The 13182-nt window shown below is 70.1% G+C and carries 9 protein-coding genes; 6 read left to right on the forward strand and 3 right to left on the reverse strand.

Features of this window, described 5'->3' with window-relative positions; all coding sequences use genetic code 11:
- The first annotated feature begins 4 nt into the window (after positions 1-4).
- The gene (gene tsaD / locus AC4IJH_RS07390; protein WP_490850729.1) at positions 5-1075 is read left to right on the forward strand and encodes a tRNA (adenosine(37)-N6)-threonylcarbamoyltransferase complex transferase subunit TsaD; all 1071 of its coding nucleotides are present in this window, start codon (positions 5-7) and stop codon (positions 1073-1075) included.
- 128 nt (positions 1076-1203) lie between these two features.
- Here the strand turns inward: tsaD and AC4IJH_RS07395 are convergent, their stop codons facing one another.
- Positions 1204-1998 carry a DeoR/GlpR family DNA-binding transcription regulator gene (locus tag AC4IJH_RS07395; RefSeq protein ID WP_490850730.1) on the reverse strand — a complete coding sequence of 265 codons (795 nt, stop codon included), beginning with the start codon at positions 1996-1998 and terminating at the stop codon, positions 1204-1206.
- A gap of 188 nt (positions 1999-2186) precedes the next feature.
- Between AC4IJH_RS07395 and AC4IJH_RS07400 the strand changes: the two genes are divergently transcribed.
- From AC4IJH_RS07400 to AC4IJH_RS07410, 3 genes are all read left to right on the forward strand, one after another.
- The gene (locus AC4IJH_RS07400) at positions 2187-3296 is read left to right on the forward strand and encodes an MFS transporter (RefSeq protein ID WP_490850795.1); all 1110 of its coding nucleotides are present in this window, start codon (positions 2187-2189) and stop codon (positions 3294-3296) included.
- Positions 3297-3470: 174 nt separating this feature from the next.
- Complete coding sequence (locus AC4IJH_RS07405; RefSeq protein WP_490850731.1) at positions 3471-4703, forward strand: hypothetical protein; 1233 nt, start codon at positions 3471-3473, stop codon at positions 4701-4703.
- Positions 4658-5260, forward strand: coding sequence for a hypothetical protein (locus AC4IJH_RS07410; RefSeq protein WP_490850732.1), 603 nt, complete (start codon positions 4658-4660; stop codon positions 5258-5260). The genes AC4IJH_RS07405 and AC4IJH_RS07410 overlap by 46 nt, the downstream gene beginning before the upstream one ends.
- A gap of 17 nt (positions 5261-5277) precedes the next feature.
- Here the strand turns inward: AC4IJH_RS07410 and AC4IJH_RS07415 are convergent, their stop codons facing one another.
- On the reverse strand, positions 5278-7404 hold the full coding sequence (locus AC4IJH_RS07415; protein WP_490850733.1) for a tetratricopeptide repeat protein: 2127 nt from the start codon (positions 7402-7404) through the stop codon (positions 5278-5280).
- Between the two features lie 259 nt (positions 7405-7663).
- On the opposite strand from AC4IJH_RS07415, the gene AC4IJH_RS07420 reads away from it, so the two are divergent.
- Positions 7664-10891: an AfsR/SARP family transcriptional regulator gene (locus AC4IJH_RS07420; protein WP_490850734.1), complete on the forward strand. Its 3228-nt coding sequence runs from the start codon at positions 7664-7666 to the stop codon at positions 10889-10891.
- Between the two features lie 457 nt (positions 10892-11348).
- Here the strand turns inward: AC4IJH_RS07420 and AC4IJH_RS07425 are convergent, their stop codons facing one another.
- Positions 11349-11615, reverse strand: coding sequence for a GlsB/YeaQ/YmgE family stress response membrane protein (locus AC4IJH_RS07425; protein ID WP_490850735.1), 267 nt, complete (start codon positions 11613-11615; stop codon positions 11349-11351).
- Between the two features lie 317 nt (positions 11616-11932).
- Here AC4IJH_RS07425 and AC4IJH_RS07430 point away from each other — a divergent pair, with 317 nt between their 5' ends.
- The gene (locus tag AC4IJH_RS07430) at positions 11933-13006 is read left to right on the forward strand and encodes a cation diffusion facilitator family transporter (RefSeq protein WP_490850736.1); all 1074 of its coding nucleotides are present in this window, start codon (positions 11933-11935) and stop codon (positions 13004-13006) included.
- Positions 13007-13182 lie beyond the last annotated feature (176 nt).

The raw sequence follows: 13182 nt of genomic DNA on the forward strand, positions 1-13182 counted from the left end.
GGCGGTGGGATCACCGGTGGTGCTGGGGATCGAGTCGTCCTGCGACGAGACGGGCGCGGCGCTGGTCCAGGACGGCCGGCTGCTCGGCCAGGCGCTGGCGTCGAGCATGGACGAGCACGCGCGCTTCGGCGGCGTGGTGCCCGAGATCGCGGCCCGCGCCCATGTGCATGCGCTCGCGCCCGTGGTCCGGCGGGCACTTCAGGACGCGGACCTCGGCATGCGCGACATCGGCGCGGTCGCGGTGACGACCGGGCCCGGCCTGTCGGGCGCGCTCCAGGTGGGGCTGGCGGGCGCGAAGGGCCTGGCGTACGCGCTGGGCGTACCGCTGTACGGGGTCCACCACCTCGCCGGGCACGTCGCGGCCGACACCCTGGAGCACGGCCCGCTGCCCGACCCCTGCGTGGTGCTCATCGTCTCCGGCGGCCACACCTCCCTGCTGCTCGTACGCGACCTGGCCCGGGACCCGATCGTCCACCTCGGCGACACCCTGGACGACGCGGCGGGCGAGTGCTTCGACAAGGTCGCCCGGGTCTTCGGGCTGCCGTATCCGGGCGGACCCGCCATCGACCGCACGGCGCGCGAGGGGGATCCGCGCGCGGTGCCCTTCCCGCGCCCGCTCAGCGGCGGCCCGCACGCGTACTCCTTCTCCTTCTCGGGCCTGAAGACGGCGGCGGCGCGGTGGGCGGAGAAGCACCGCCAGGCCGGTACGCCGCTGCCGCTCGCCGACGGCGCGGCCTCGCTCCAGGAGGCGGTGGCCGACGTACTGACCCGCAAGGCCGTCGCGGCGTGCCGGGAACACGGGGTGCGGACGCTGGTCGTGGTGGGCGGGGTGGCCGCCAACTCGCGGGTGCGGGCGCTGGCGCAGGAGCGGTGCGCGGCCGCCGGGATCGAGCTGCGGGTGCCGCCGCTGCGGCTGTGCACGGACAACGGGGCGATGATCGCGGCAGTGGGCGACCTGCTGGTACGCGCGGGCGCCGAGCCCGCGCCGCTGGAGGTGTCGATCGACCCGTCCGCGCCACTGAAGTACGCGAGCCTGCATCCGGTGGCGGCCGCAGGGTGTACGGCGGCGGCGTAGTGCGTACGGCAGCGGCGTAGGACGTACGGCAGCGGCGTAGGGCGTCGCGGTCCGGGACCGCACCGCGACGATGCGGACGGGCCCGGTCACCGCGGAGCTCGGTCATGCCGTCCCCATCCGAGGTCGGCTCAGGCCCGGCGCACCGGCACCCCGGCCGCGTCCAGGGCCTCAAGAGCGGTGTCGGGCGCGGACTCGTCCGTCACCACCACGTCCAGCGCGGTGACCGGCGCGACGAAGGCCAGCGCCGCACGGTCGAACTTCGCCGCGTCCGCCACCGCGATCACCCGCCGGGACACCGCCATCGCCGCCCTCTTGATCGCCGCGTCCGCCAAGTCGTAGGCGGTCAGGCCCTGTTCGGGGACCAGCCCGCAGCAGCCGATCACCGCGGTGTCGAAGCGCAGGGCGCCCAGCGAGGCCTCGGCGAGCGGGCCGGTGACGGACAGCTCGCCGGGCCGGGGCTCACCGCCGGGCAGCAGCAGCTTCAGCGAGGGCCCGCCGACCAGCGCGTTGGCGGCGTGCAGGGACAGCGGCATGACGGTCAACTGCCGTTCCCTGAGCGCCTTGGCGACCTCCAGGCAGGTCGTACCGCCGTCGACGACGACCGATTCGCCGTCCGCGATCAGGGCGGCGACCTCGGCCGCGATCCGCTCCTTGGCGCGTACGCCCTCGCGCACCCGCAGCCCGAACGGCGGCTCCTCGCCCCGCAGTACGAGGCTGCGCGCGCCGCCGCGGTAGCGCTCCAGCACGCCCTGCCCGGCCAGCTGCTCCAGGTCGCGCCGGATCGTCATCTCCGAGGCGCCGGTGAGCGCGGCCAGCTCCGCCACGCTCAGCCGCTCGCTCTCCCGGAGCGCGTCAGTGATCACCGCGAAGCGGTCCGCGTTCACCTTCATCGGCTTCATCGGCTTCATCGGCTTCATCGACATACCCACATCGAACACGCCCAACGTTCGAAAATCAATCTAGCGAACACCATTCATGTTCACTAACCTCCTCCCCCGTGACCACTCACCCCTCGCACCCCGTTCCCCCTCCCGCCCCTCCCGCCCCTCCCCCGCGCGCCGCCCGCCTCGCCACCTTCGCCTTCTTCGCCCTCAACGGATTCGTCATGGGGATGTGGATCGTGCACATCCCCGCCGTCGAGCAGCGGGCCGACGTCAGCCACGCGGTGCTCGGCTGGCTGCTGCTCCTCCTCGGCGGCGGCGCGTTCGCCGGCATGCAGCTGTGCGGGCCGCTGACCGACCGGCTCGGGGCGCGGCGGGTCGTCCCGGCGGGGGCGGTGCTGTGCAGCGCCGCCGTCGTCCTGCCCGCGCTGACCGACGGGCCCTGGACGCTGGCGGGCGCGCTGCTGGTGCTGGGCTTCGGCAACGGCTGTCTGGACGTGGCCATGAACACCCACGCCGTACAGGTCGAGCACCGCTACGGCCGCCCGGTCATGTCCGCCTTCCACGCCGTCTTCTCCGCCGGCGGCGTCCTGGCGGCGCTGGCCGGCGCCCGCACCCTGAGCTGGGGCTGGAGCGTCCCCTTCACCCTCACCTGCGTGGCCGCACTCGGCGTACTGACAACCCTCCTCGCCACCCGCCCCCTGCTCCGCCGCCCCACCCCTCCCCCGCCCACCACTCAACCCTCACCCTCCCGCCGAACTCCCTCCCGAATATGGGCACTTGCCGCCCTCGCCTGCGCCCTGATGCTGTGCGAGGGCGTGGCGAACGACTGGAGCGCGCTGCACCTGCGCGACGTCCTGGACGCCCCGGCCGCCACCGCGGCGCTGGCCTACGGCGCGTTCTCCACGGCCATGACGGTGGGCCGCCTGGCCACCGACCGCGTCGTCGCCCGCGTGGGCCCCGTCCGCCTGGTCCGCTACGGCACCGCACTGGCCGCCCTCGGCCTGACGGCCACCGCCCTCTCCCCCTGGATCCCGCTGGCCCTCGCCGGCTGGACTCTCTTCGGCATCGGCCTCTCCGGCTGCGTCCCCCAGTTCTTCAGCGCCGCCGGCCACGCCGCCCAGGACTCCTCCGGCACCTACGTCTCACGCGTGGCCGGCCTCGGCTACCTCGGCATGCTCGCCGGCCCCGCCGCCATCGGCCCCCTCACCCACACCCTCCCCCTCAACCTCACCTTCTTCCTCCCCATAGCCCTCTGCACCGCCGCAGCCTGCACAGCACACACCCTGCGCCCACACCCCGCCAAGTCCCCTGCCCCGTCGGCGACTTCAAGCGCATAGGCGCTTCCCCAAGTGCGTCGCAAGGATTCTCCAAGGGTGGGTCAAGCCTTTCGTCCAGTCGCGGGAGCATCACTTCCCTTGCGCGACCGCCGGGCCGCAGGTGTCCCGTAGCCGACTCCCACGACCGGCGGTCGCGGACAGGACCAAACAGACCTGGGGGATGCAATGGCGACATTGAGCGCGTTCGAAGGACACCGGCAGGACCACTTACGCGAGTGGCTGACACTCACCGGGCGCAAAAAGGTGCTGGTCGTCGTGCACACCGTGACCTACGGGAAGCGGCTGCGCGAGGTGTTCTCACTGCTGGAGTCGGACCTGCGGGTGCAGGTCGTCTTCACCGCGCCGCCCCATGAGCTGGGCGACGGCGTAACTCAGCAACTGCGCGAGCTGGGCAGCATCACACTGCCGTGGGACGTCGCAGCGCGCATGAAGTTCGATCTGGCGCTGGCCGCGGGGCCGCGGGGCATGGGGGAGATCGACGCTCCGGTTATCACGCTGCCGCACGGTGCCAACTACCTCAAGCTGGTGGCCGGGCCGGGCGGCCTGCGGGTGGCGGGACTGGCCCGCCAGGACATCGTGCCCGGCGGCCGTAGGCTGCCCGCCGCCGTCGTCCTTCCGCACCGCGACAACCTCGCCGATCTGGCGCGGTCGTGCCCAGAAGCCCTGCCCATGGCAACTGTTGTGGGCGATCCTGTGCACGACCGGATGGCGGCCAGCCTGCCCCTGCGCAACAGCTATCGGCGTGCCCTGGGACTCCGCAGGGGACAGAAACTCCTAGCCGTCGTGTCGACCTGGGGCCCCCGATCCTCCTTCGGGTCCATCGAGGCGCTGCTGCCGCGGCTGCTGAGCGAAGTGCCGGACCCGAACCACCGCATCGCCGTGCTGGTCCACCCCAATGTGTGGTCGGGGCACGGCGCGTGGCAGATACGGTCCTGGCTGGCGCAGTGCGCGCAGCACGACATCGCGGTGGTTCCTCCGGAGGCAGACTGGCGGCCCGTACTGGTCGCGGCCGACTGGATCATCGGCGATCACGGCTCGGTCACCTTGTACGGAACGCTGACCAAGGCGCCGATCCTCTTGGCGGCGTCGCCGGAGCAGGAGATCAACCCCGCCTCGCCGGCCGCCGCTCTCGCGGTCACGGCGCCCGCGCTGTCCCCCACGCACCCGCTCATGAACCAGCTGCGGTACGCAGCCGCCGAGTACCGGGGCGAGGAGTACGCCGCCATCGCCGCGCGCATCACCTCCGAGCCCGGACGGTTCAGTCGGAACATGCGGCGGCTGCTCTACCGCACCCTGGGGCTGGGGCAGCCCGCGCACCCGGCCGTCACCCGGCAGCTTCCGGTGCCGCCTCCGCTGCGGTCGTGGGCCCGGGCAAGCTGGGACGCGAGCGCGGGGGCATCGGCGTGACGACGCCGCGCTGGATGCGTCAGGGCATGCGCAGCGTGTGGGTGATCCCGCGCCCGGGGCCTGCGGAGGCGTGGCCGTCCTGCGGCCTGTCATCTCAGCCATCCGGATCGGCGCCGTCCCTCACCCTGCTCGCCGATGGCCTGGAGGGTCGGTACGCCGTGGTGTCCGCCGCGGGGCTGACACAGCAGGCCGTGGTCCCGTCGGGCGGCGAGCATTTCGCCGTGGACGCCCAGCTCTGTGCCGAGGAGCGCTGGCTGACGTGCGCGGATGTGCTGCACGGCAGCAATAGGTCGCCGTACCAGGAGGCGTGTGACTGGGTGGAGGGAGTGCTCGCCCGGCACAGCGGCAGCAGGCTCGTCGCCCTGCCGGCCGACGACGGCCGCTGGGTCGTGGCGGAGCGCACCGCGGGACGGTGCGATCTGTACAGCGTTCCCCGGCATGGCCTGGAGGCCAGAGCGCTGACGCGGTTCGAGTGCTCGCTGACGGCCTCGTGTCTGTACGGTCTGCTCGCGGCGGGGCACGCCGTACGGGATCTGTGGGCGATCAGCTTCCTGTGAGTCCGCGGGTGCTGCCGCTACGCCTGGGGATCTGCCCGGTCGTCCAACCTGTCGAGCAGATCCCCCAACCGCCGCGCATCGCGCGGGCTCTGGAGTGCGTACAGGCTCCGGGAGCGCTGATAGCCGTCACGTGCAGAGGCCGTGTCCCCGGCGTCCCGGGCACACTCCGCCAGCATTTCCCAGGTTCGGGCCTGCCAGTGGGTGGCACCAGCGGACTCGAACACGGTGAGCGCGGTGCGGAGCTGGTCCGTGCCCCTCGCCGGGTCGCCTGCTGCTGCGTGGGCCCGGCCGAGGAAGGACAGGGCCCGCGCAGCGTCGTAGGAATCGTCGACGGCGGTGAGCGTCTCATGGGCAAGGGAGAGCTGTTCCACGGCCTGAGTCTGGTCTCCTTCCGCCAGAGCGATCTCCCCCAGAATGATCCGCGACAGGGCGGTACCCCGGCGATATGCGGCCCGCTTCCAGACCTCGATGGCCTCGTGCAGCAAGGGTTTGGCGTGCTGGAAACGGCCTGCCTCACGGTGCGCCAGGCCGATACCGTGCAGTGCCTGCCCCTCGTCTCGGGTGTCCCCTGCCGCCCGTGCGGCCCTCAGCGATGCGGTGTACCAGTCGATGGCATCGTCGCTGCGCCCGGCGGCACTCAGCCCGATGGCGCCGGAGTTGAGCATCTGGCGTTCCGCCGTTGCGTTCCCGGCCCGCTGTGCTGCTTCCAGGCCCAGCTCATGCGCCTCGATCCACAGCTCGTAGTAGCGCAGCCGGTGGAACAACGGCCAGAGGGCGTCCACGAGCTGCCAGGCAGTGTCGTTCCACTGGTTCTCGTGGGCGATGCGCACTGCGGACATCAGGTCCGAACGGTGCCCGTCCAGCCAGTCGAGGGCGTCCGTCTCGCCGTGGAACGTACGCGGGATTCCGGGAGGGAGGCCATGGGGTTTGGGCAGCGTGAACTGTAGGGGTGACAGAAGTCGTTGTGCCTCTGCTGCCGTGGCCAGGGACCATGTGCAAAAGCCCTGAAGCGTTTCTCTGCGGCCCACTGTGTCCTCCCCTTCGCCACCTCGCTCCCGTGCATGGAGCCGTACGAGATCGTGGAAGCGGTACGCATCCGGGCCGATGTCCTCAATCAGGTTGGCTTCGACCAGCGCGTCCACGAGCTGTTCGGCCTCCTCCAGCGGGACCTCGCACGCCACGGCCGCGATCCGGGCCTCGAAGACGCGGACCGGCAGCAGGCCCAGGCGCCGGTACAACCGGGCGGCGCCCTCGGACAGCACTGCATAGGACTCGTCGAGTACGTTGCGCACCGCCGCTTCCCCCTCTATCGACAGGACCGCCAGCCGCCGCTGCTCCCGCGCCAGCGCATCAGCCATCACCTGCACAGGCTGCCGGGGACGCGAGGCCAGCCGCGCCGAGGCGAGACACACCGCCAGCGGGAGTCCCGCGCAGAGTGTGACCACCTCCCGTGCGGCGGTGGCCTCGCTGCGGACCCGGTCCGTTCCCACCCCCCGGGAGAGGAGCTCTTCGGCTGCGGACGGCTCCAGCAGGCCGAGCTGATGGTAGAGCGCGCCGTCGGTGTGCAGACCGGTGAGCCGGTACCGGCTGGTGGCAACCACAAGGCTGTGCGGGCCTCCCGGCACCAACGGACGGGTCTGAGCTGCCGAGAAGGCGTTGTCGAGCATGACGGCCACGCGCCGTCCGGCGGTGAGCGAACGCCACAGCGCCGCCTGCTCCGCCAATTCGTCGGGCACCGACGTGACGCCCAGCGCCCGCAGAAATTGGCCGAGTATCTCTCCCGGTGCGGCAGGGCCCTCCGGAGCATGCGCGCGAAGGTCTGCGTACAACTGGCCATCCGGAAAGGAGCTTTCCATGGCGCCCAGCCACCGGGACACCAGTGCCGTCTTGCCGATGCCTGCGGAGCCGCTGACGACGATCACCGGAGCGGAGTCTTCGGGGCGCTGCGCGAAGAGGCCCCGCAGAGCCGACAGATCCGCGGCACGGTCGGTGAAGTAAGGGTGAACAGGCAGGAGTTGACGTGGAACGGGCAGCGGTATGCCCTCCCCGGTACGGATGTGGATGCCGCCGGAGACCTCTTGCGCCTGGATGGCGGGCCCATTGATCCGGGCAGAACCACCGATGGCGTTGACATCCCGATGCATCCGCCGCCCCGTCCCATCACCCTGTACGGGTCGGCCACCGGACCCGTAGCGATACGTCACAGATACGTCGTGCGTACAGAGATGGATCAAGTCACCACTACCCATCCGTGGCCGGGCAGAGACGTGCGTCCGGGAACACGGCCCAGAATCGGCCAACCGTTCGGGATGCGACTTCCTTCCCCAATACCCCCTGGCCACTGCCCGCATCCGCTGTCATGCTCACCGCATTGACGAGCTGCGCCGGCGAAGGGAGGCGCTGGTGGACATCCACGTCCTCGGCCCCATAAGCCTCGGTTCGCAAGAACTCCGGGTCGGCCTCGGCTCGGACAAGGAGCGATGCATTCTCGCCTCGCTGGCGCTGTCGGTGGGTCGGCCCATCGCACTGGACACCCTCGTCGACCGCCTCTGGGACGACCCCCCGGGCAAGGCACGGGAATCGATACACAGCTACGTCTCACGCATCCGCAAGGCTGTACGTACCGCAGGCAACGGAGCGGGCGTTCCTGCCATCACCCACCATGCGCACACCTACACGCTGGAGACGTCGCCGGACCATATCGACTGGCACCGCTTCCGGCGGCTCGCCGCACAGTCCCGATCGCTCGCCGACAGCGGGAAGGTCGAGCGCGCGGTGGCCCTGCTCCATCAGGCAGAAGCACTGTGGCGCGGCGAGGCCCTGGCCGGACTGCCCGGGCTGTGGCCTGAGCAGATGCGCCGAAGCCTGGCGGAACAGCGGCTCGCCGTCACGCTGTCGCGTATCGAGATGGAGCTCAGGCTGGGCCGCTTCGGTGAACTCGTCGGCGAACTGTCCGCCCTTGTGGCTCAATACCCCGACGATGAGAGGCTGTTGGGGAATCTCATGGTGGCCTGTTACGGCTGCGGGCGCCACACCGACGCCTTACGCGTTCACCGGGAGGCGCGGCGCAGGCTCCGGGAACAGTTCGGCACCGACCCGGGCGAGCACCTCAACCTTCTCCATGAGCGCATCCTGCGCCGCGCCCCCGTTCATGATCTGCTGCACCCCCCGCCGGAGGGTCGCAGCGCACCTGCCGCAAAGGTCCCGGAGCCCCTGCCCACGACCCCGCCGCGAAATCTTCCCCGCCACCCTTCCCTCGTCGGGCGGCTGCCGGAGATGCGCTGGCTGCAGCAGGCCGTGACCGCGTCCTCCGGCGTGACTCCCGTTGTCGCCCTGGAGGCGATCTCGGGGATGGCCGGGGTGGGAAAGACCGCCGTGGCCGTCAATGTCGCACGCGAACTGGGTGAGCGGTTTCCCGACGGCCAGCTGTACATCAATCTGCGCGCCCACGACCGCGCGCAGGACCCCCTCGACGTGGGGGCCGCGCTGGCAACTCTGCTGCGTCTCCTGGGAGTTCCGGCGAGCACCATTCCCTCTGGGGACGAGGAGCGCACCGCCCTGTGGCACACCGTGCTGGCACGCCAGCAGATCGTCATCGTCCTGGACGACGCGGTGGACGCCGACCAAGTGCGGCCGCTGCTGCCCGACGCCTCCCCCTCCCTGATCATCGTCACCAGCCGTCGCCATCTCGCAGGACTCCCCGGCGCACGCTTCCTGGCCCTGGACGTTCTGCCCGCGACGGACGCGATCGCACTGTTCAGGAAATTCGCCGGTGAGACCCGCCCCCAGGACGAGATGGAGATCTCCCAAATCGTCGCTCTCTGCGGATACTTGCCGCTGGCGATCGAGATCGCCGCCAACCGCTTCAACGCCCGCCCTTCATGGACACTCACCACCCTGCGTGAACGGCTCTCCCGCGGACCCGGGCGACTCGGGGAATTCCGGGACGGCTACTCGGAAGTCGCTCGCGCCTTCGAAATGTCCTATCAGACACTGACGTGCACACAGAGGTCCGTATTCCGTCGTCTGGCGCTGCATCTGGGTACGGAGTTCGGCCCCCACGGAGCGGCGGCCCTGATAGATCTTCCCGTGGCGGAGACCGAGCAAGTGCTGGAGGTATTGATCCACTGCCACTTGATCCAGGAGCCCGCACCCAACCGCTACCGCTTCCACGACTTGCTGGGAGAGTTTGCCCGCACCCTCACCTTCGCCGAGGACAGCGAGGCGGAGCGGACTGCCGCACTGAGCCGTCTGATCCGCTTCTCTCTGCACGCGGCAGGCCTGGCCAGCTCGCTTCTGTATCCCCGGCGCATGCAGCTCTTCGATCAACTTCCTTCGCCTGACATGGAGTTACCGCAACTGCGGAATGCAACCGAGGCAAAGGAGTGGTTCACCATCGAGCGGTCCAACCTGCTCGCCGCCGAACGCCATGCGCGCACTTACGGGGCACCGGGCGAGGCGGCCCTGCTCAGCCACGTCCTGGCCGGCTTCCTGGACGCCGAATGCCATTGGAACGACTCCGTCCGCATGCACCGTCACGCGGCTGACCACTGGCAGCAGGCCGGAAACCGGCGCGCGGCGTGCCTGGCGCTCCTCGACCTGAGCACCGCGTACGCCAACACCGGCCGCTACCCCCAGGCCCTGACCGCCGGCCAGGGCGCACTGGACCTGGCCCGCTCTCTCAGGGACAGCGACTCGGAAGGCGAGGCGCTGCGCGCACTGGGTGTACTTCACTGGCACCTCGGCCGTAACCAGGAGGCCCTCGGCTTTCACGAGGAGTCACTGCGGATTCATCTGCGCTCGGGAAACCCCTGGCACCTCGCCCGCTGCCAGAACAACATCGCCATCTCCCTGCTCTTTCTGAGCGAGCACGAACGCGCCCTTGGCCACTTTCTCCACGCCATCGACAACTTCCAGCTTTCGGGCGACCAGAGAAACGCAGCAAAGTGCATCAACAATCTCGGAGATTTACATCTGCACATGGGCAAGCTCGATCTGGCCCGACAGTCCTTCGAGGAATCTCTCTTCATCGCTAAATCCATTGGGAGCCTTTCCGACCAGGCCACGGTACAGGCCAATCTCGCCGGAATTCTGGCTACCTCTGGAACCCCCAGTGAAATAACGTCGGCACTGGATATCTATCAGGAGTGCCTCTTCACCTTCCGACGGCTGGGCGACCGCCGGAACGAGGTCAATGTCCTCATCGGCCTGGGTAAGGTTCACGCCGATCTGGACCGCCCCGCCGAAGCCACCGAGCACCACGGCAGGGCGCTGGAACTCGCGCGCAGCATCGGCGCCGCCCATGAGGAGGCACACGCGTTGCGCTGCCTGGGAGAGGCGGAGACCTCCCTGCACGACCTCGACGCGGCAGCTGAACACCTCGATGCGGCCATCGCCGTGGCCCGCCGCATCAAAGCCCCCGAGGAGGAGGCGAGGGCGAAAGACGCCCTGGCCCGCGTCCGGCTCCATGAAGGCCGTACCGACGCCGCGGCCTCCTTATGGCGACAGGCGTTCGATATCTTTATCCTGCTCGACAAAGTTGAGGCAAGGAAAATCGCGGACCGGCTCGAGGCCGAGGGTCTACAGGCCCTCCGGGGGCAGCGAAGCGAGGGTCAGCCGGGCGGATCCTGAGTCCCCGGGACCCAAATTTCCGCTTTGCGATCATTACCGGCTGGACACTTTACCTGACAGGCTGGCACGTGATAACTATTCCGCCTGACCAATCTTTCACCGACAGCATGGGTGCACATTGCAAACGAACACTGCACGCAAAGCGGCTACAGGAATCGTAGCCTCCGTTTTCTTTATGTTGCTCCAGATCACCCACGCCTCCACCGCCACAGCGGAGGAGAGGATATCCGCATCCGGCAGCGCTGTGACCTCCGTACAGGAGCTCCACACAGCGGGCGCGCCCGGCAAACGCCCCGGGGTCGGCGGGACCATCTGCATCCCGACCGTCCAGAAGTCGGCCTCACCGGTCCGACAGCCGAGAGCCCTGGCCTGACCGGCACATCGCCATGAACCACCCGGCCCTGCGCCGCAGTTGATGCGCGTACGCAGGGCCGGGGAGGCTTGGGGCGGGTCGGGGTCAGTGGCTGCGGGATTTGGCGCGGTCGAGGGCCGCTACGCCGGCGGCGGCGAGGGCTACTTGGATGAGGAGTTCGATCCAGTCGATGCCTTTGGTGTCGGCGACGCCGAGGCCCATGGCGATGGCGGTGCCGATGAAGGCCGCGACGATGCCGACGAGGATGGTCCACAGGACGCCGATGTGCTGACGGCCCGGGACGATGAGGCGGCCCAGGACGCCGATGACGATGCCGATGACGATCGCGCTGATGATGCCCGAGATCTCCATGTGCCCTCCCGAACGGGCGCCTGCTGCGGCGCCCTGAAGGAACGCCCCTCTAGAGGCGCTTTCTCCCGTTCTTCCGGTATACCCGCCGCGAGGGGCGCCCGGCAGTGCGCAGACGGAAGTTCTCGGTGCGCCGCGTACTCCGGAACGCGCGGGCGGGCGGTCGGCGAATGCGGTCGGTGCCACTGTGACCTGGGGCTTTGTGTCGCTCGATGGGAATGACAACGGTCACCGCTGCAGCCTTTGGATCTTTCGTCGAAGTGCGGTTTGCTTCCTCCCGGACTGCTGACGAGCCAGGACGGCCCAGGAAGGAGCGAGCCATGAACGAGCACGCCCACGGGGGGAGTTCCGGGCACACGCACGGCGGTCACGCGCATGGCACTCACGGCGGGCACGGGCACGGGCACTCGCACGCGCACGGGGTGTCGGCCGATGCCGACCGGCGGTGGCTGCGCGCCGCGCTGATTCTGATCACCGTCTATATGGCGGTCGAGGTCGTCATCGGCGTCCTCGCGCAGTCCCTCGCGCTGATCTCGGACGCCGCCCATATGCTCACCGACGCCGCCTCGATCGTGCTGGCGCTGGTGGCGATGCGGCTCGCCGCCCGTCCCGCGCGCGGCGGCTACACGTACGGGCTCAAGCGCGCCGAGATCCTCTCCGCGCAGGCCAACGGGCTGACGTTGCTGCTGCTGTCCGCCTGGCTGGCGTACGAGTCCGTCGACCGGCTGATCTCACCGCCCGAGGTCAAGGGCGGGCTGGTGGTCGTCACGGCGCTGGCGGGTGTCGTGGTCAATGTCCTGGCGGCCTGGTTCATCTCCAAGGCCAACCGGTCCAGCCTGAACGTCGAGGGCGCCTACCAGCACATCCTCACCGACCTGTTCGGCTTCATCGCCACCGCCGTCTCCGGTCTGGTGGTCCTGCTCACCGGTTTCGCACGGGCCGACGCGATCGCCACGCTCGTCGTGGTGGCGCTGATGGTGCGCGCCGGTACGGGGCTGGTGCGCGACTCCGGCCGGATCTTCATGGAGGCCGCGCCCAGCGGTCTGGACCCGGACGCGGTGGGCGACAAGCTGGCCGCCTGCGAGCAGGTCGTGGAGGTCCACGACCTGCACATCTGGGAGATCACCTCGGGCGAACCCGCGCTGTCCGCGCACATCCTGGTCGCCCCCGGCGGCGACTGCCACAAGGTCCGCAGGGTCCTTCAGGAGCTGCTGCGCGACCAGTACGGCATCACGCACGCCACGCTCCAAGTCGACCACGTCGGCGAGCAGAACCGGGAGGGCGAGGTGCTGCGGATAGGAGCGGGGCCTCAGGAAGCCGTGGACACCGCCGAGGCCGACCACTGCGAGGGCAAGCACGGGCCCGTCCACCGGCCCGGGCCGCACGAGCACTGACGGCGGGGCGGGGAGCAAGGGGGGAGCAAGGGTGGTCAGCTGACGGCGGGGCGGGGAGCACGGGTGGTCAGCTGACGGTGCCGGAGGCGGCGTCAGCGCTGGCGCTCCCGGGTGAACTCCGGTGCGCGGGCGGTCCGGCGGGCCGGGCGCGGCGGGCGGGCGGTGCTGCGATGGGC

It is taken from the genome of Streptomyces sp. UF-297, from assembly GCF_058245575.1.